The following is a 17506-nucleotide window of genomic DNA, read 5'->3' on the forward strand; positions in this document are numbered from 1 at the left end:
CTGGCTGTTAACCATTTTTTCACATCTTACCCCAAAAACACCTACTTTGACAGAAAAAATTGAGAAACAATTAATTTCATTGTTAATATCCTTATACTTTCTTAATAAATTGAGCCTTGTTTTCGCCCAGCTCTTTATTTGTTAATAAAATTCATATACTAAGATTTATGAGTGGCTCCCCACCCTAATCAGGGTTTTCTATGACATATCTTGTAAAAAGAAAAGTCAAAGCTGTTTTGAACTATATCCTGCGATGGACTCTTTCTGTTCTCGCAAAGGATGCCTATGCCACTTTGCCTGATGGCCTTCTCTTTATTATTGCCCCACACCCTGACGACGAAACTTTTGGCTGCGGGGCCTTGATCGCCCGCGCAAGGCAAGGGGGCAAAGCTATGCGCGTGCTTATCATTACGGACGGGGCAGCCTCCTGCCCCTCACAAAAAATGCCACCGAATGTTTTGGCGGCGACAAGGCGCGGCGAAACACAAAGAGCCGCGCAAATCCTTGGCGTTGAGGAGTCCTCGCTTGTCTTTTTGGACTATCCCGATGGGGGTGCAGAAAAGCATATTTCCGCTATTGCCAAAGATATCGCCAACCAATTATGGCTCCATAAGCCTGTTGTGCTCTTTTCTCCCTATGGCCTTGACGGGCACAGAGACCACCGCGCCGTGGCAAAAGCAATCGACCTCCTAGATAGCGAAGGAAAAATAACAATCCCCGTTTTTGACTATCCAATGTGGTTCTGGCCCCGTGGCGCTATAAAGCATCTGTTTACCCCCCGCACATGGTGCACCAATCGAAAAATCTCTGCACTAGGCTTTTTGTCGCAAAAAGAACAAGCCATCCACGCACACAAGTCACAGTGCGAAAATATAACAAAGGATCCAAATTGGCCTCGCTTGTCTTCAGCTTTCATAAAAGGGAGCCTGCAGCCGTATGAGATCTTCTTTGAAAGACCCCGCTCTCGCGCCAAGGAAAAGCCTTTCTCTTCATAGGTGGGCATGATACAAGTTCGTTAACCATAACGCGCCTTTCCCCTCCTTCTCCGCCTTTTTCCAAAGAGCCCGCCCATGACATCGGATTCGACCCCCAAGAAAACTGGCTCTCCCGCTATTAGGCCGGATGCCATGCCACCGCTTATGGCCCCCCTTATGCCCCTCTTCCCTCTAATGCAGCAGGCCGCCGAGTACTGGGTTGACGCCTGCCAACGGCAGATCCTTTTCCTCGACGTCCTGCGCCAGCGCGGCAACATGCAGTCCTCGCAACTCGCCAAAGCCGCGCCCAATGTGTTGCAGTTCGATCCCGTCGTTCTGATCGATGGACGCGACCTTTTGGACCCCGTCAACTATATGCTGCTCCGCATTCTGCCGCCCGATGGCGTGGTGACAGACCCGACAAAGCGCCCCTTTATCGTTTTTGATCCGCGTGCGGGCCATGGCCCTGGCATTGGCGGCATGAAAAGGGAGAGCGAGATTGGCCTAGCCCTGACAAACGGCCATCCCGTCTATTTCGTTAGCTTCCTGCCAGAACCCGTCGCAGGACAAACGGTTGAAGATGTCTGCTCTGCCGAGGCTCATTTTGTGTCCAAAGTGATCGAATGGCATCCCGACGCTGGACGCCCCTGCCTTATCGGCAACTGTCAGGCGGGCTGGCAAATCGCTTTGATGAGCGCCACACACCCGACCTTACCAGGCGTTTTGATTCTTGCTGGTGCGCCTATGTCCTATTGGGCTGGCGTTAAGGGCAACAACCAACCGATGCGTTACACAGGCGGTATGACGGGCGGATCGTGGGTTGTCGCGATGGCCAGCGATTTCGGAGGGGGTCTGTTCGACGGTGCCTCGCTTATCGAAAATTTTGAAAAGGGCAACCCTGCCAACACCTATTGGAAAAAAGAGTACAGCGTCTATTCCAAAATAGACACGGAAGGTCCCCGCTTTCTTGAGTTTGAGCGTTGGTGGAGCAATCCGGTTCTTTTGGGCCGTGAAGAAATCCAGTTTATCGTGGATGATCTTTTCATCGGCAACCATCTGGCAACGGGAAAGATTCACACGTCGGGGGGCATGCGTGCCGACCTGCGCAACATCAAGTCCCCCATTATCGTCTTTTGTTCGCGCGGGGATGACATTACCTCGCCACAGCAGGCGTTAGGCTGGATCCTTGATCTTTACAGCAACGACGACGATATCATCGCCAACGGCCAAACGATCATCTACTCTAACCACGAGAATATAGGGCATTTGGGCATCTTCGTTTCCACCTCGGTGGCCAGCAAAGAACACCAAAAGTTTATCAGCAACATCGATATGATCGAAACGCTGCCGCCGGGTCTTTATGAGGCCGTCTTTACGTCCAAAAAGGACGACGCGATGAATTCGGATTTGGCCTCCGGCGATTATGTTATGCGCTTTGAAAATCGCGGTTTGAAAGACATCCGCGCTATGGGCATTAACGATCACGAGGATGATATGCGCTTTGCCGCCGTGGCGCGCATCTCTGAAAACCTTCAGGGGCTTTACTACACCTTTATGTCGCCCATCATCCGCTCGTTAATCTCGCGCAAGACCGCCGACGTTTTACGTGAGATGCACCCCCTTCGCGCCAAAGTCGCTTTCTACTCGGACAAAAACCCGCTCTTTACAAATCTACCCCAGTTGGCCGAGAAGGTTCGCCAAGATCGCCAGCCTGTTTCCAAAGACAATATCTTTTGGAAAATGCAGGAAGCCGTTTCCGATCAAATCGTCAAAACGCTGACCGAGCAAAACGATAAAAAGAGCGCGATGATCGAGACGTTGTTTATGAACATCTATGGCTCGCCCCTATTGCAAGCCATGATCGGGCTGCGTACCGTAAGGCCTTATGCAAAGCCTTCTTTTGAACGCGACGTCGAAGTCGAACAACAGCGCACGCAGAACCTTCTTAAGGTTATCTCCCAAATTGAATCGGGTGGCCTTGCCGAGGCGATGATCAGAGGGCTCCTTTACGTCTCTCGCGCTGGCCACGCGGTGGATGAGCGCGAATATAAAATGCTTCTGCGCCTGCGCACGGAAAGCAACCTTTTCCCCGCAATGACCCATGACGACTATAAAGCCTTGGCCAAGCAACAATACATGATGCTTATCCTTGACGAAGAACGCGCGGTTGGCGCTATTCCCAACCTGCTGGATCGTGCCGAGGCTGGCACCGCAAAACAGGCGCTTGACGTCATTCGCCGCGTGATCGAGGCTAGCGGAACGCCATCCACCGAGGAAGAACGTCGCCTTAAGCGCCTGAGCGACTTGTTTGAGCCCGCGCACGCCGTGCCCCAAAGACGCGCCACGGATAAGGTTGAGGACTCAGAGCCCGCGACCATGGCCTGACCAGCTAAGCGGTTATTTGCCCCCCTGAACGCTACTTGAGCCTTTTTACGGTCGTGCCCCTATGCGGGAGAGAAAAGGTTGCAGGAATTTTTCCTATAAGGCATAAACGGCTTCTAAAGCCTTTTCTGGCAAACTAGGTTGGCCGGATTATAGGCCCCAAAAATCAAAGCGTCCCCGTAGCTCAGCCGGATAGAGCATCGGTTTCCTAAACCGAGGGCCGGAGGTTCGATTCCTCTCGGGGACACCACCCTACGCTAAAGCTTCGGGGGGGCAGGCCACCCCGCATCTCCCAAGCCCACGCTCCTAAAACATCGCATTGAACAAATAGCCCACGGCCAGAATGCCGCAAGCAACCACACCGAAATATACCGCGATCAGGCGCAAAGAAAGAACTTTGCGAAGGATGATCGCTTCGGGCAGCGACAGGGCTGTGACAGACATCATAAAGGCGAGAACCGTGCCAAGCGCGGCTCCTTTGCCCAGCAAGGCCTCAACAACGGGGATGATCCCCGCCGCGTTCGAATACATCGGGATTCCAACCAAAACCGAAGCCGGAACCGACCACCACGCCTGTTTGCCCATGATCGAGGCCAAAAGGTCGGCTGGCGCATAGCCATGAATAAGCGCACCGACAGCAATGCCCGCGATCATCCATAGCCAGACCTTGCCGACGATTTCACGGACGGCTTTTCGCCCCTCTTTAACGCGGTCAAGCGCCGTTAGCTTGGCTGATGAAAGGGCGGTCGTGCCCGCGCGTTCATCACGCACCCAAGATTCAAGCCAGCCTTCAAGATGAAAGCGCCCCATCACCCAGCCCGCAACGATGGCCACGCCAAGACCAAAGAACATATAGGCCGCCGCAACCTTCCATCCGACAAGACCGAACAGAAGGCCAAGCGCAATTTCATTGACCATGGGGGCCGCAATCAAAAAGGAAAAAGTGACACCCAAAGGAACACCCGCCGACACAAAGCCAAGGAACAAAGGCACAGCCGAGCAGGAACAAAAAGGCGTTACGATACCAAGGCACGCCGCCGCGATATTGCCAAGCCCTTCGTGTTTGCCCGCCAACAAAGCGCGGGTCTGTTCAGGTGAAAAGAAACTGCGAAGAACGCCCATCACAAAGACAACAAGCGTCAGGAGCAGAAAAACCTTGGGCGTGTCGTAAAAGAAAAAGATTGCAGCTTCGCCAAGAGGGGTCGCCTTTTCAACAGGAAGCAACGAAACGAACCAGTTTGAAAAAGGCTCTAACTGGCTATAAAGCAAGCCCCAAAAAGCCAGCCCGATAAGACCGCCGCCAATCCATAAAGGGGGCAGCCCTTTTTTAACGGGCTCTGCCGCTGCCACGGCTTGACATTGGCACTGACACTTACACTTGCCGTTCATGCTGCTTTCCTTTTTGCTGGCTTTTCTAGATTTAAAACAGCCTCAATAAGCGTGACGACGGCTTTGGAAAGGTCAGGGTTACGACGATAGCGCACCCATTGTGCATCACGACGATCAACGACAAGGCCTACCCTTTTAAGCAGGGTCATATGGCGCGACACGCAAGATTGGCTCTTGTCCAAAAGGTCTATCAGCTCGCAGACACAGCGCTCTCGCCCATCCCAAAGGATGCTAACGGCTTGGTAGCGCGTAGGCTCCGCAAGAGCCAAAAGGACATCAAGTGATTGTTTCATTCCCTCCATATACGCTGTTGTGCATATGCGCACAAGCGATTATCGTATGGTAGTTGTCTTTTTCTGCCATTATTTCCATCGTTGGGGCCAGCATGGCCAGATTTGATCTTTTTCGCGCCTTGCTGTACATGGTTTTTCTATGATTAAACATCGCCCCTCCTTTACTTGTAAGAGCAAGAACCCCCTTGTCCGCTGCGTGGCGTGGCTTGCTTATAAAGTCAAGGTGGCGCGAGGCCTTATGCAAACGCCGCGTCAAGTTGCGCTGGCGCATTTTGAGACGTTGTTTATCGACGGCCTTTTTCTCAATGCCCTTCTTCCCACGAATAAACACCGCGTCAGCAAGAATCTGTGGCGATCAGGCCAGCCACATGCCCTGCAATTTGACAAACTGGCCCAACAAGGTATTCGCACTATCATCAATTTGCGCGGCAAGCGCGACTGCGCGTCTTACCTTCTTGAAGCCAAAGCCTGCCGACGGCACGGCATCACGCTCGTTGACTTTCCCATGGACTCACGCCAACCGCCGAGGCTTGAAATCCTTGAACAGATTGAGGGGCTTTTTTCTGGCATAGCGTACCCCGCCCTGCTTCACTGTAAGGCCGGTTCGGATCGCGCTGGGATCATGAGCGCGCTTTATCTTCTTATCATTGAAAAACAACCCGTCGACGTCGCCAAAAAGCAACTATCGCTACGTTATGGCCATATTCGGCAAGCAAAAACGGGCGTTTTGGATCGCTTTCTTGAAGCCTATCAAAGCTTTTCTGCCAAGCGTCCCATGGCCTTTTTGGACTGGGCAAGACAACACTATGACCGCGAGGCCGTTATCGCCTCACACAAAGTTTTCAACTGGGCTGCATGGCTCACTGATCGCGCTTTGCGTCGGGAATGAGCTTTGCAGGCCGTAAAGCCGCGCATAAACGCCCGCCTTGGCCAAGAGCGCCTCATGCGTCCCTTGCTCAACAATACGCCCCGCCTCGATCACAATAATTTTGTCGGCATCAACAATCGTCGAAAGCCTATGGGCCACAACAATCGTTGTCCGCCCCTCTTGAAGACGGGTCAAGGCTTCCTGCACAGCGCGTTCGGATTCATTATCAAGCGCGGAGGTCGCCTCATCAAGCAAGAGGATCGGCGCGTTGCGCAACATGGCCCGCGCAATCGCAATCCGTTGCCGTTGTCCACCAGAAAGCTTCACGCCATGCTCCCCCACCACGGTATCATAGCCCTGCGGAAGTAGGCGGATAAAGCCATCAGCACTGGCATTCTCGGCAGCCTTCACAATCTCTTGCTCACTCGCGCCCTCTTTGCCATAGGCGATGTTCGCACGCACGGTGTCATCAAAAAGAGCCGTTTCCTGACTGACCAGCGCAATCTTGCTGCGCAGACTCTTCATCGTCGCCGCACGAATGTCCATACCCCCGATAAGAATGGCCCCGCCTTCCACATCATAAAAACGGGGGATCAGGTTGATAATGGTCGATTTGCCCGCCCCAGAGGGGCCAACAATAGCGACCGTCTTGCCATGCGGAACAGTGATCGACACATGATCCAGCGCCAAGGTTCCATCTGGGTAACGGAACACAACGTCGCGCAGCGCAACGCTTTCGTCGCTCACATTCATCGCGATGGCTTGCGGCGCATCCACAATCGACGGCCGCGTGTCAAGGAGCGAGAAGACGCGCTCGGCCGCCGCTAGGCCCGCTTGAAGCTGGCCGTTCACCTTCGCGGCGCGGCGCATAGGATCAAAGGCAAGGATAAAGGCTGTAATAAACGAAAACAACGCCCCCGTTGTCGTGAGGCCTTGCTCAATGCGCCAATTGCCATAGAAGACAACAGTCGTAATGGCCATACCGCTCATCAGCTCCATCAAAGGATCGGAAAGCGCACTCACATGATAGTTTTTGATGGCCAGCTTAAAGATGTTTTCGGTCACGCCCTGCACGCGTTCATGCTCATGATTTTCCATGCCATAGCCCCGAACGTGCCGGATACCTTGAAAAATCTGGCTTAAAAGCGAGATAAAACGCCCCATCTCCTCCTGTGTGCGGAGCGAATAGCGCCGCATGTGCCGGCCAACCTTCGCGACAAAAAAGGCGGATACCGGAAAAACAAAAAAAGCGGCCAAGGAAAGCCGCCAATCCTGATAAAACATAACGGCAATCAGAAAAGCAAGCGTCAGCCCGCCCTTAAAAGAATTAGTCATGCACTCGCCAACCGCAGACCGCATAATGGTCACATCATTTGTCAACCGCGAAATCAAAAGGCCCGAGGCATTGGCATGAAAGAACGAAAGATCCGCCTCAAGAAGATGGCGATGCATTTGTTGTTGAACATCGGTCACGATACGCTGGCCAATATAGTTCATAATAACCGTATGGAAATAGGTTGCGACGCCCCGCGCAATAAACAGCCCCATAACAAGCCCGCCCAGCTTCAAGGCAAAAACGGAGTCCTGCCCTTTCCCCAGCTGGTTAATGATCGGCTCGATTGTTTTGGCCATAAGGCCTGTTGCACCGGCGGCAATCGCCATAAAGACAAACGATGCTACAAAACCTTTGATATGGGGACGGATATACCCACGAAACAACCGTGCGATAAGAGCTCCCGTCCGGTTGTCGGTCTTGGAAGAGGAAGAGGGATGAGAGGAAGACAAAGCGGATACCTATACAAGTTTCTTGAAACGGCGAAGCCAGAGCTTCCTTTTTTATAGACCTTTAGCAGATTAGAAAAGAGCCCCTCACTTCACTTGCGGCAATTGATCCTGCTTGGTCAGCGCCGTGGTGATTTCTTTGGCTTTTTCTGGGTTCATTTCAGCCATAACCGCCGCTGTACGCGCAGGCTTCATTTTCTGCACAACCCCCAGCAAAATGGGCAGCTCCAACGTCTCGAAAATCTTGGCGGCTTCCTTGGGCTTCATAATCTCATAGATTTTTACAAGATTTTCCAGCTGCGCTTGCTGCGCTTCGCTGGCCTGCCCCACTAACGTCTGCAGCTGGGTGCGAAGGCTTTCCATCTCTTTAATCTTCTGCTCAATACGTTTTTCAGCGACAAGGGTCAGGGACTCCCGCGCGTCTAGGTCTTGCGCACGCTTATCAAGCTGCTCACGGCGTCCCTGCAACTGGCGATAAAGCTCATTTTCCGGAGACTGTTTTTCCTTAATGGCGGGAGCCGAAGAAGATAAGGCCGCGGGGTCTTTCTTCGCCTCCCCCTCAGATTTTTTTTCGTCTGTCTTGGGGGCGGTGACCTTGGGCTCTTCACTTTTTGGCGCTTCGGCCTTGGCTTCTTCCTTCTTGTCAGTCCCCGCCGCATATACCTGCCGAACAGCGGTATAGAGCTTGCCGTCCACCACAGTATCCCACATGCCGCCAAGGCGCACTCCCACCAGCAACATCGCCGTCAAGATCATCAACGGCAAAAGAACGCGGGGATGAAGGGAAAGGGGGGACTTCATGGCCTAGCCCCTTTTGCCAAGAACGCGCAAAAGATCGCGTTCAGCCGCCGAGGAAGCTTGCTGCGGGGCGGCACTAACAGGCTGAGACGGAACCGCTTCGACAATTCTGGGTTTTTCCGGCTGTTTGGCCGCGCTCGCTTTAGGCTTAATCTCTGGTGAAGTGGTCGTCGCCGCCTCGCTCCCTCTTGTCATCTGCGTCGCCGTGTTGGACAAACGGGTCGCAATTTGGTCGGCGCTTTCAGTCAGAAAATGAAGCTCATCACGCAAGCTTTGGCCTTTTTCGATCAGCCTCTCTAAATCGTCGCCGCTGGAGCGCGAAACGCTTTTAAGCCCGCGAATACCCGCCTCGGCCCGTTCCACCGTCGAGCTAAAAACGGCAACAAACCGCTCCATATCCGCGCGTTGCGCGCGCATATCGGCCAATTGTTGCGTCAGCTTAATGGCATAGGAAATGCCAGCAATCAGAAAGCCGATCAGAACAATATCTAAAACAAACCCGATGAGACTGGTCATTGATGTTTCTCTGCCTCCTGCAAAGTGATTTCATCCACGCGCACGGCAATGTTGTCATTAACGGATCCCATGCGCCCCTTAAAGAGGGTTACCTCGCCCGCACGAAGGGCCACAAGGTCGTCGGGCTTGACGTTCAGCATCAGCCTTGAGCCAACCTTCCAATTCATCACATCACCCAGCGGCATCGAGACTTCGTCCAACACAGCATCCATATGCATATTGGTCATCAAAAGCTCATTGCCCAAATGGGTTTCCCAAATGGAATCGCGCCCGAATTTTTCACCCATGAACATCTGCAAAAGAAGCTCGCGCACAGGCTCTAACGTCGCGTAAGGGATCAAGATTTCGATACGCCCGCCACGGTCTTCCATGTCGATGCGAAGCTTGGCCAACACGGCTGCGTTCGCGGGACGCGCAATGGTGGCAAAACGCGGGTTGGTTTCAAGACGGTCAAAACGGAACGTGACGGGCGAGAGCGGATCAAACGCGCCGCTAACATCGGCCAAAATCACACGCACCAACCGCTCGACCAGATTGCGCTCAATCGTCGTATAAGGCCGCCCTTCAATACGCATGGCCGCCGTGCCGCGACGACCGCCAAGAAGAACGTCCACAATCGAATAGATCATGGCGCTATCGATGGTCATCAGCGCTGAGTTGTCCCATTCCTCGGCCTTAAACACCGCCAGCATGGCAGGCAGAGGGATCGAGTTCAGATAATCGCCAAACCGCACCGAGGTAATTTGATCAAGGCTAACTTCAACATTGTCCGAGGTAAAATTGCGCAAGGAGGTGGACATCATGCGCACAAGACGGTCGAACACGACCTCGAGCATCGGCAGGCGCTCGTAATTAACAAGCGCGCTGTTGATAAGCGCCATAATGCCAGAGTTATCCTGCGATGCTGGGCCGCCGCTAAAGCCCAAAAGAGAATCGATCTCGTTTTGGCTGAGAACGCGCGTGGCCCCGCCTTCAGCCGAATCGCCGCCTTCAGCCATAGCAGCCCATTCGGCCGCTTGGCGTTCTTCCTCACTCATTTCGGCGGCTGGCGTTTCGTCGGTCATGGTCAAGATTCAAAGGTCATAGGGTCAAAGCATGATACGTTTTTTAAGCCAAAAAAAGGGCTGTGTCACCCTTTTCCACAAGCAGAGTCTTCTTATTGGACGAGCATTTCCTGAAACAACACGTCTCGAACGCGGATAGGTTTAACAGCCTCGGTCACGCGCAACAACAATTCTTCTCGCAAACGATAAAGACCTGCCGAACCCCGCAAATCTTCGACACGCAATTCACGAAGATAAATCTGAAAGTGATCGATAATGCGCGGCTTTAACGCTTCAATCGCTGGCACATCCTTTTCATCGGCCAGTTCAAGATTAACCTTTATTTTAAGGAAATTAGGCCGTTTTCCGTCACCACTGAGATTGACAAGGACATCACCCAGCGGAAAGAAAACGGGGGCCACCTTCTCATCTTTCTCTGTGCCCGCCTCTTCCCCTTGCGCCGCAGCACCCTCTGTCTTTTCAGCGGCATGGTCGGCAGCGTTTTTCTCACCACCATGCGCCGCGCCTTCTGCCGCCGGCTGGCTTCCACCTAAAATACCGGAAAAGAACAACCCCGCGCCACCACCCGCCAAAACAACAAAGGCAGCCGCCGCGATGATAATCATCATCTTCTTGCTGAGCTTCTTCTTGGGGGGATGAAGGCCTTCTTCGCCCTCGCCTTGGCCTTCTTCGCCCTCAGCCGCGCCTTCTTCCTTGGCCTCGTCGGGTTTTTCGTCTTTTTCTTCTTTAGCCACGGCATCTACTCCTGCTGAAAAGGCGGTTATCCCGTCCAACTTAACCCAACCAAGTTTGGTTAACAAGGCGTTAGGTTCCCTTGAAAGGCGGCAGTTTCTGCCCTGTCCAAAGGACTTTTTTGGCCAGAAGGCCCCAAGCCCTAAGACCGAGAAACACACCCAACACATTGATACATATATATTATTGTGTTTGGCATGGAGTCTGCAAGGTAGAGGCTGTTATCACCTTTTACCCGCTTTGAGGACCCATGCAAGGAGCCGGCCTTATCCTAACCTCGTATCAAGACTCGCTTACGCGGGCGTTGGATATTACGGCCAACAATGTTGCCAACGTCAACACGACGGGCTTCAAACGCGAAAACATCGCCTTTGATACCTATCTTATACGGCCAGCCCCGCAACAATCCTTTCAGTTTGCCGTCGAAAAAGGAACCTACCGCGACGCGGCGCAAGGCTCTACCCTGACGACGGGCAATCCTTTGGATGTTGCTATTCAAGGCCAAGGCTATATCCCCATCCAAACGGCGGCAGGCATTCGCTATACCCGCGCAGGCTCGTTTCAGCTGAATAATGACGGCGATGTTGTGACAGCGGCGGGCGACAAAGTTATGGGTGACGGGAATCAAGCCATCACACTTCCCACGGACGCACGCGATATTCTGATCGGCCCCGATGGCACTGTCACGGCGATGTCCGGAACCGGTACAAGCGCCCTTCAAGTTGGCAAACTAAGCCTTGTCCAATTCCAAAACGAACAAGGCCTAACGCCTATCGGCAACAATCTTTACAGCACCGACGAAACACCGCAGCCCTCAACCGATGGCCGCTTTGTGCAAGGCGCGATTGAGCAATCCAACGTCCAGTCTATCACGGAAATGACGCGCATGATCGAAGTGTCGCGCACCTATCAACAAGTCGTTCATTTACTAGATCTTGAAAACGACCGTCAATCACGAGCCATTCAACGCTTAGGGAAGGCCACCGCGGCCTGAAACTAGAGGGAGAGACTAAAAATGAGAGCTATGAGCATCGGCGCATCGGGCATGCAAGCCCAGCAGCTTAACGTTGAAGTCATCTCGAACAATATCGCCAACATCTCGACGACGGGATTCAAACGCTCTCGCGCCGAGTTTCAGGATATGCTGTACGAAAACATGCGGCGCGTGGGTTCGCCCTCGTCCGACACGGGAACGCTGTTACCCTCCGGCTTGCAAGTTGGCTTGGGCGTCATGCCCGTCGCGACATACCGCATCAGCGAACAGGGAAACCTAACCGTGACCAACAATCAGTTTGATGTGGCCATTAACGGGCGAGGTTTTTTACAGGTTCAAGTCCCCGATGGCACGACGGCCTATACCCGCGCCGGTTCGCTGCAACTGAATGAAACAGGTCAGATTGTCTCCCCTGATGGCTTCCCTATTCTTCCTGCCATTACCGTTCCCGCCAATGCGCTTTCGGTCACCATTAATGCCTCAGGACAAGTCACGGCAACCATCGACGGACAAACAGCAGAACAAAGCCTTGGCCAGCTTCAACTCGCCACCTTTATCAATCAAACGGGCCTTGAAGCTATTGGCAATAATTTGTTGAAAGAAACCGCCGCCTCTGGCTCGCCTACCGTCGGCAATCCGCAATCTGCTGGCTTTGGCAGTCTTGTCCAAGGTTCGGTTGAAAGCTCGAACGTCAATGTCGTGTCCGAAATCACGGGCTTGATCACCGCGCAGCGCGCCTATGAAATGAACTCGCGCGTGATCAAAACCGCCGACGAAATGCTGACCACCATCAGTCAATTGAGGTAGCCGCCTATGACTCGTCACTTTCTGTATGGTTTTATGGCTTTGATCCTCGCGGCGCTTCCCATGCCCTGCCTTGGGCAGGACGCCGTGATGCTGCGCCCCGTAAGATCGGTCGAGCACGATGCCATACGTTTAAGCGACGTATTTGAGGGCGTGCCAGAGGGCCAAGATGCCGACATTGCCGTATCGCCCGCACCTGGCAAAAGCGTAACCTATAACGCACGCATTGTAACCGGTGTCGCCAAGCGGCATAATCTTGCTTGGCAGGCCCAAAGTCAGGCCGATCAAATCGTTTTGACCCGCGCCGCGACACATATTACGCCCGATATGATCCAAAAGGTTGTGCTTGCCAAGATTCAGGAAGAGGTACGCTTACCGTCCGATTCCCCTGAGGTCGTTTTCGACAACAAGCACATGGATATTCTGTTGCCCAGTGAACAAGCCCCCGACTTTTCTCTGGTCAACTTTTCCTATGACCAAACCTCACACCGCTTCCACGCCGCGTTGTCCTTACCCACTATGCCGCAGGCGCCAAGCCAAACGATTTCTGGTCACCTTGTCATCAAAAAATCCGTCCCCGTTCTAGCCCATAGGCTAACGGCGGGCACAATGATCGGGGCACACGATCTGGATTGGATCACGGTTCCCGAAGAACAGATTAACAACGATGTACTGGCGCAAGCGGACGCCATCGTCGGGCAAGAGCTTCGCCGCGATCAAGCCGAGGGTGACTTTATCCGTACGCGTGACGTGACGCCGCCTCGTCTTGTGACGCGCGGGTCGCTTGTCACGCTTAAAATTGAAACGCCCCTCATGCTGATCACAACGCAAGGTCGTGCCTTGCAAGATGGCGCAAGAAACGACGTGGTGCGCGTAAGAAACAACCAAAGCAACCGTATCGTCGAGGGACTTGTCGAAGCCGATGGCGTTATTCGCGTCATGCTTTTACAAAAGGTAGCTGTCCTTGATGCCGCAAAGGAAGAATAGAAAATGCCTCGCTCTCCGCTTTTCACGCTCGGCCTTGTTTGCCTCCTCGCCTTCAGCCTTTCCGGCTGCAACGCCCTAACGCGCGCGCGGGAAGTCGGTGAAGCGCCCCCACTAACCGCTGTGCAGGATCCGTCCATGATTCCAGGGCCGAACCCCGTTAAGATGCCGATGCCCAATCCCGATATGGGCGAGAAACAAGCCAACTCCCTTTGGCGCACAGGCTCACGCGCTTTCTTCCGCGATCAACGCGCTAGCCGCGTGGGCGATATCCTGACCGTCCTGATCAGCATTGATGAAAAGGCGCAAATCTCAAACGAAACAAAACGGACGCGCACCAATTCCGAGGATGCCAACGTCACAAACCTTTTTGGCATTGAATCGCAGCTGACCAAAGTTCTGCCAGAAGGCGTGACAGGCGCAAATCTTGTGGAAACAGGCAGCAACCTTTCCAACGCCGGCAAAGGCTCTGTCGATCGGTCGGAGAAAATCAATCTGCGAGTGGCCGCCACCATCACGCAAATTTTGCCCAACGGCAACCTTGTGATGGCCGGACGGCAGCAGGTTAATGTTAACTTTGATATGCGCGAGTTGCTTGTCACGGGCGTTATCCGCCCCGAAGATATCAGCGCGGAAAACACTGTCAAATACGATCAGGTGGCCGAAGCGCGCATTTCTTACGGTGGTCGCGGGCAGATTCAAGACGTCCAGCAGCCACGCTATGGCAGCCAAGTCATGGACATCCTGATGCCCTTCTGATTTTTGGTTAATAACCCTGCTCACCTGTTGCATGTCGGGCCAAAGAACGTCATGATGCGGGCGCTATGAATGAAAACAGCCCCAAACAACACACCGTGGCGCTTAGCCTTGGATCGAATGTTGGTGACCGCCTTGCTTACCTTCGCAAGGCCAAAGAAGCGCTTGCGCCTTATGTCACGCTTAAGGCTTGCTCTGACGTTTATGAAACGATTTCGGCCTATGCCGGCGATCAGCCTCTTTTTCTGAACGCCGCCTTATGGGGCACAACGATCTTTGACCCAAAAGGCCTTCTGTACACCATCAAGGACATTGAACTATCGCTGGGACGGCTGCCAACCTTTCACTATGGCCCACGAACCATCGATATTGATATTGTTTTTTTTGATGATTTGGTCATGCACACGGCCAATCTGGTCATCCCTCACAAATTGATGAGTGAGCGCTCCTTCGTCCTCAAGCCCTTGGCCGACATATGCCCTGAGTGGGTTCATCCGGATCTTGGAAAAACGGTTCAGGCCCTGTGGGACGAACTCCCCAAAGAGGACATCATTACCCTCATCGATACGCTTTAGGGCTCTAGATTCTAAACAAACCGCAGCGAGTCCGCAGGATCGCCTTGAAACTGGAAATTGCCGACATGCATCAGTTTCGTTTCGCGATCCAACCATATCTTGCCGCCAAGCTTCCGCCAGCGATGGCAGAAGGTAAAGTCTTCGCTTAAGTACGTGCCCGTTTCGGTATCCACAACGCAATCGAACAAATTATAATTATTCTGGCTTGGGTTTTTCGGGATAGGATAGGTCTGCGCCATCTTATATTTTGTTTCAGGATAAGCGGCGACCATCTTCTCCGCCGCGCTGCGCTTAATGAGCATAAAGCCCGTCCCCGCATAACTGCCCGTCACAAAGCCGTTCTTCTCCTCTAGCTCGTCGCCTTTGCAAGGAATGCCGACGTAATTAAGCCCTGCATGAGGCAGCTCGTCTTCGCTTGCCGTGGTCGCATGCTTGGCCACTTGGGGCCAATGGATAACCTTTAGCGGGTACATGCCCGCCACAACCTCTTGATCCATGTCCAGCATGCGCGACAGCGCCTCTGGCGGAAAGCCAATATCGGCATCAATAAAGAAAAGATGGGTCAAGCCGGGCATATCCAAAAACTTTGCCACCAGCGTATTGCGCGCGCGCGGCACAAGGGAGTCGTGCGCCAGCAAGCCAAGCGTGAACATAATGTTGCGCGAGGCGCCATAGGCCAACAAACGTAAAACAGACTCCATATAAACGTGGGTCACAAGTCCGCCGTAACAAGGCGTCCCGATCAGAACATTTGAGTATTGCATGGGGGAATTCCTTTAAAACGATTCACGCGTGGACAAGATTAAGCCAATCGTAACCGGATTCAAAGGATTTGCTAACCATAATCAAAGGAATTCGTAACTTTTTGCAAAAAGATAAGGGCCCGCTTTCGCGGGCCCTTATCGAAGGCTGCAAAAGGCTGCAGCCAAAACTCGTTAAGGAGGCCGGTTGTTAAACCGCGCGCTGATGCGCTGGCAGGGTCAATCCCACCTCGTGCACCGCACGGACCATGCGTTCGCCAATGCTGCCCACACGGGCGGCGGCGGCGGCATAGCTACCGGTCGAGCGACGGATGGCGGACAGAGTCTTGTCAAGCGCAACCAGATTGGTCTGGTTGGTCATCGCGATGAGCCTCTCTAAGGTTTCATCGGTTGACGGAGCAAGATACTGATAGTCGAATTCCTGTGCCATGGTAGTTCTCTTTGGTTTGAGTTTATCCGCTTTTGGCGGCTCCTTATCAAAAGCGACTCAGTCGATGTGTCTCTCTTGATATATTCACCTTAGCGCGCATTGCTGAATCTGAAGTTAATAGCGGCCACTTTTTTTGAAGAAAAAGTACGAATTTTTGGCTGAAACCTTAGGGTTTTCGAAGGTTTTATTGACAAACTATTAACCGTAATCGTGTATAATAAGTAAACGTGAAAAGGTGATTGGCTCAATTGTGTAAGGAAAACAAATATGTCCAGTATTTTTTCTAGCGCCATTTCCGGCATGAACGCGGCGGCCACTCGTTTTTCAAATGCGGTGACGAATATCGTTAATGCTTCGTCAACAGGTCGCCTTCCGAATTCTTCTGAAAAAAAGGCAACATCGTATCAACCAACCGATGTGATCACGCTTTCCAATGATGTCGGGGACAATCATTTGGGCGTCACCACAGCCATCATACCACGCGATCGCCCTTATAGTGTGGCGCGTGATGTGACCTCGCCTGATGCCAATGCAGAAGGGTTGATCGCCGTGCCGAATGTTGATCTTACAAAAGAGATTGTGGATACGATGATGGCGGAGCTTGCCTATAAGGCAAATGCCAAAGTGATCGCGGCAGCAAAGCGCACTGAAGAAACGCTTGTCAACACGCTGGCGTAAAAACACCTTCTTTTTTATTTATGACAGGAGCCGAATTGTGTGAGGGACTTTGTGCGCCCTGCGGTATCGCATATCCACGGCTTTTCTGGTTTCGCGTTCGCGACAATATACGCAACCAACAACACGCCAGAGACAATAAAAATAATTCCGAAAACAAGGGACGGCCATTCGGATTCTTTTTTCTTTTTCTGCTGTTGCATGCGTTTATGTCACCCTAGGCGCCCGCTTTTGTCAAGGGCCGCTGTTTTAGGCCGCTTCAGCTGTCGACGTATTGCAAAGGAGGGCGGACAGAGCCGATACGCTCTTGGCCTGACGCAGCTTCTCGCAAAGACTGTCGTCGCGTAAGACACGCGAGACAGCGGCCAAAGCATGAAGGTGATCGGCTCCCGCTGATTCCGGCGCCAACAAAAGAAAAACCAAATCAACGGGACGCTGATCAATGGAATCAAAATCAACAGGGGTTCCCAGCCGAACAAAAAAGCCGCAGACCTTCTCAAGCCCCGCGACCCGTCCGTGAGGAATGGCGATGCCTTGCCCGACCCCTGTCGTGCCCAGCTTTTCACGCTCCCACAAAACATCGAACACAACATGCTCTTCCAGACCCAACTGCGCAGCCGCATGCTGCGCGAGGGCCTGAATGATTTGTTTTTTGTCCGTTGCGGCAAGATCGGCCAAGACGGCCTTGGATCCGAGCAAATCGCAAAGAGCGGCGGGCTTGTTCATCGC

20 protein-coding genes and 1 tRNA gene are annotated in these 17506 nt (G+C 53.0%); 10 read left to right on the forward strand and 11 right to left on the reverse strand.

The genetic code is table 11. From position 1 onward, the window contains the following. The first annotated feature begins 200 nt into the window (after positions 1-200). The 3 genes from WC612_00940 (at position 201) to WC612_00950 (ending at position 3606) form a co-directional block, all read left to right on the forward strand. Positions 201-995 (forward strand): PIG-L family deacetylase, encoded by a 795-nt coding sequence (locus WC612_00940; protein ID MFA6279344.1) that lies wholly within the window; start codon positions 201-203, stop codon positions 993-995. 75 nt (positions 996-1070) lie between these two features. Continuing rightward, a complete protein-coding gene (locus WC612_00945) occupies positions 1071-3359 on the forward strand; it encodes a DUF3141 domain-containing protein (GenBank protein ID MFA6279345.1) in 2289 nt (762 codons plus the stop codon). A gap of 170 nt (positions 3360-3529) precedes the next feature. Beyond that, positions 3530-3606 (forward strand) — tRNA-Arg (locus WC612_00950). A 56-nt stretch (positions 3607-3662) separates the two neighbouring features. On the opposite strand, the gene WC612_00955 is transcribed toward WC612_00950, so the two are convergent. Both WC612_00955 and WC612_00960 read right to left on the reverse strand, forming a co-directional pair. Further along, the gene (locus tag WC612_00955; protein MFA6279346.1) at positions 3663-4745 is read right to left on the reverse strand and encodes a permease; all 1083 of its coding nucleotides are present in this window, start codon (positions 4743-4745) and stop codon (positions 3663-3665) included. Continuing rightward, complete coding sequence (locus WC612_00960; GenBank protein MFA6279347.1) at positions 4742-5038, reverse strand: metalloregulator ArsR/SmtB family transcription factor; 297 nt, start codon at positions 5036-5038, stop codon at positions 4742-4744. The genes WC612_00955 and WC612_00960 overlap by 4 nt, the downstream gene beginning before the upstream one ends. A gap of 139 nt (positions 5039-5177) precedes the next feature. On the opposite strand from WC612_00960, the gene WC612_00965 reads away from it, so the two are divergent. After that, complete coding sequence (locus tag WC612_00965) at positions 5178-5927, forward strand: tyrosine-protein phosphatase (protein MFA6279348.1); 750 nt, start codon at positions 5178-5180, stop codon at positions 5925-5927. Here WC612_00965 and WC612_00970 read toward each other — a convergent pair. From WC612_00970 to WC612_00990, 5 genes are all read right to left on the reverse strand, one after another. After that, complete coding sequence (locus tag WC612_00970) at positions 5868-7691, reverse strand: ABC transporter ATP-binding protein (protein ID MFA6279349.1); 1824 nt, start codon at positions 7689-7691, stop codon at positions 5868-5870. The two genes, WC612_00965 and WC612_00970, sit on opposite strands and share 60 nt — an antisense overlap. 84 nt (positions 7692-7775) lie before the next feature. After that, entirely contained in the window at positions 7776-8489 is a 714-nt protein-coding gene (locus tag WC612_00975) for a hypothetical protein (protein ID MFA6279350.1), read from the reverse strand. Positions 8490-8492: 3 nt separating this feature from the next. After that, a complete protein-coding gene (locus tag WC612_00980; protein MFA6279351.1) occupies positions 8493-9002 on the reverse strand; it encodes a DUF6468 domain-containing protein in 510 nt (169 codons plus the stop codon). Beyond that, entirely contained in the window at positions 8999-10066 is a 1068-nt protein-coding gene (gene fliM / locus WC612_00985) for a flagellar motor switch protein FliM (protein ID MFA6279352.1), read from the reverse strand. The genes WC612_00980 and fliM overlap by 4 nt, the downstream gene beginning before the upstream one ends. A 92-nt stretch (positions 10067-10158) precedes the next feature. Continuing rightward, the gene (locus WC612_00990) at positions 10159-10800 is read right to left on the reverse strand and encodes a flagellar basal body-associated FliL family protein (GenBank protein MFA6279353.1); all 642 of its coding nucleotides are present in this window, start codon (positions 10798-10800) and stop codon (positions 10159-10161) included. Between the two features lie 248 nt (positions 10801-11048). On the opposite strand from WC612_00990, the gene flgF reads away from it, so the two are divergent. From flgF to folK, 5 genes are all read left to right on the forward strand, one after another. Continuing rightward, the gene (gene flgF / locus WC612_00995) at positions 11049-11792 is read left to right on the forward strand and encodes a flagellar basal-body rod protein FlgF (GenBank protein ID MFA6279354.1); all 744 of its coding nucleotides are present in this window, start codon (positions 11049-11051) and stop codon (positions 11790-11792) included. A 21-nt stretch (positions 11793-11813) separates the two neighbouring features. Further along, positions 11814-12599, forward strand: coding sequence for a flagellar basal-body rod protein FlgG (flgG, locus tag WC612_01000; protein MFA6279355.1), 786 nt, complete (start codon positions 11814-11816; stop codon positions 12597-12599). Positions 12600-12605: 6 nt separating this feature from the next. Beyond that, positions 12606-13583, forward strand: a complete 978-nt coding sequence (gene flgA / locus WC612_01005) for a flagellar basal body P-ring formation chaperone FlgA (protein MFA6279356.1) — start codon at positions 12606-12608, stop codon at positions 13581-13583. 3 nt (positions 13584-13586) lie between these two features. Further along, a complete protein-coding gene (flgH, locus tag WC612_01010) occupies positions 13587-14339 on the forward strand; it encodes a flagellar basal body L-ring protein FlgH (protein ID MFA6279357.1) in 753 nt (250 codons plus the stop codon). Positions 14340-14404: 65 nt separating this feature from the next. Then, positions 14405-14911, forward strand: a complete 507-nt coding sequence (folK, locus tag WC612_01015) for a 2-amino-4-hydroxy-6-hydroxymethyldihydropteridine diphosphokinase (GenBank protein MFA6279358.1) — start codon at positions 14405-14407, stop codon at positions 14909-14911. 11 nt (positions 14912-14922) lie between these two features. Here folK and WC612_01020 read toward each other — a convergent pair whose 3' ends face one another. Continuing rightward, complete coding sequence (locus WC612_01020) at positions 14923-15675, reverse strand: hypothetical protein (protein ID MFA6279359.1); 753 nt, start codon at positions 15673-15675, stop codon at positions 14923-14925. 187 nt (positions 15676-15862) lie between these two features. Beyond that, on the reverse strand, positions 15863-16102 hold the full coding sequence (locus WC612_01025; GenBank protein ID MFA6279360.1) for a hypothetical protein: 240 nt from the start codon (positions 16100-16102) through the stop codon (positions 15863-15865). A 267-nt stretch (positions 16103-16369) separates the two neighbouring features. On the opposite strand from WC612_01025, the gene WC612_01030 reads away from it, so the two are divergent. Continuing rightward, positions 16370-16780: a flagellar basal body rod C-terminal domain-containing protein gene (locus WC612_01030; GenBank protein MFA6279361.1), complete on the forward strand. Its 411-nt coding sequence runs from the start codon at positions 16370-16372 to the stop codon at positions 16778-16780. A gap of 14 nt (positions 16781-16794) precedes the next feature. Here WC612_01030 and WC612_01035 read toward each other — a convergent pair whose 3' ends face one another. Beyond that, positions 16795-16980, reverse strand: coding sequence for a hypothetical protein (locus tag WC612_01035; GenBank protein ID MFA6279362.1), 186 nt, complete (start codon positions 16978-16980; stop codon positions 16795-16797). 46 nt (positions 16981-17026) lie between these two features. Next, positions 17027-17503 (reverse strand): PTS IIA-like nitrogen regulatory protein PtsN, encoded by a 477-nt coding sequence (gene ptsN, locus WC612_01040; protein ID MFA6279363.1) that lies wholly within the window; start codon positions 17501-17503, stop codon positions 17027-17029. Positions 17504-17506 lie beyond the last annotated feature (3 nt).

It is taken from the genome of Bdellovibrionales bacterium, assembly GCA_041662785.1.
Lineage (GTDB): Bacteria > Pseudomonadota > Alphaproteobacteria > UBA9219 > UBA9219 > UBA8914.

What these genes read in the sequence shown, in the direction of transcription:
- flgA (MFA6279356.1), top strand. Translation starts at nt 12,606, where the DNA reads ATGACTCGTCACTTTCTGTATGGTTTTATGGCTTTGATCCTCGCGGCG.
- flgH (MFA6279357.1), top strand. Translation starts at nt 13,587, where the DNA reads ATGCCTCGCTCTCCGCTTTTCACGCTCGGCCTTGTTTGCCTCCTCGCC.
- fliM (MFA6279352.1), bottom strand. Translation starts at nt 10,066, where the DNA reads ATGACCGACGAAACGCCAGCCGCCGAAATGAGTGAGGAAGAACGCCAA.
- WC612_01030 (MFA6279361.1), top strand. Translation starts at nt 16,370, where the DNA reads ATGTCCAGTATTTTTTCTAGCGCCATTTCCGGCATGAACGCGGCGGCC.
- flgG (MFA6279355.1), top strand. Translation starts at nt 11,814, where the DNA reads ATGAGAGCTATGAGCATCGGCGCATCGGGCATGCAAGCCCAGCAGCTT.
- WC612_00955 (MFA6279346.1), bottom strand. Translation starts at nt 4,745, where the DNA reads ATGAACGGCAAGTGTAAGTGTCAGTGCCAATGTCAAGCCGTGGCAGCG.
- WC612_01020 (MFA6279359.1), bottom strand. Translation starts at nt 15,675, where the DNA reads ATGCAATACTCAAATGTTCTGATCGGGACGCCTTGTTACGGCGGACTT.
- WC612_00975 (MFA6279350.1), bottom strand. Translation starts at nt 8,489, where the DNA reads ATGAAGTCCCCCCTTTCCCTTCATCCCCGCGTTCTTTTGCCGTTGATG.
- WC612_00980 (MFA6279351.1), bottom strand. Translation starts at nt 9,002, where the DNA reads ATGACCAGTCTCATCGGGTTTGTTTTAGATATTGTTCTGATCGGCTTT.
- ptsN (MFA6279363.1), bottom strand. Translation starts at nt 17,503, where the DNA reads ATGAACAAGCCCGCCGCTCTTTGCGATTTGCTCGGATCCAAGGCCGTC.
- WC612_01025 (MFA6279360.1), bottom strand. Translation starts at nt 16,102, where the DNA reads ATGGCACAGGAATTCGACTATCAGTATCTTGCTCCGTCAACCGATGAA.
- WC612_00940 (MFA6279344.1), top strand. Translation starts at nt 201, where the DNA reads ATGACATATCTTGTAAAAAGAAAAGTCAAAGCTGTTTTGAACTATATC.
- WC612_01035 (MFA6279362.1), bottom strand. Translation starts at nt 16,980, where the DNA reads ATGCAACAGCAGAAAAAGAAAAAAGAATCCGAATGGCCGTCCCTTGTT.
- flgF (MFA6279354.1), top strand. Translation starts at nt 11,049, where the DNA reads ATGCAAGGAGCCGGCCTTATCCTAACCTCGTATCAAGACTCGCTTACG.
- folK (MFA6279358.1), top strand. Translation starts at nt 14,405, where the DNA reads ATGAATGAAAACAGCCCCAAACAACACACCGTGGCGCTTAGCCTTGGA.
- WC612_00960 (MFA6279347.1), bottom strand. Translation starts at nt 5,038, where the DNA reads ATGAAACAATCACTTGATGTCCTTTTGGCTCTTGCGGAGCCTACGCGC.
- WC612_00965 (MFA6279348.1), top strand. Translation starts at nt 5,178, where the DNA reads ATGATTAAACATCGCCCCTCCTTTACTTGTAAGAGCAAGAACCCCCTT.
- WC612_00945 (MFA6279345.1), top strand. Translation starts at nt 1,071, where the DNA reads ATGACATCGGATTCGACCCCCAAGAAAACTGGCTCTCCCGCTATTAGG.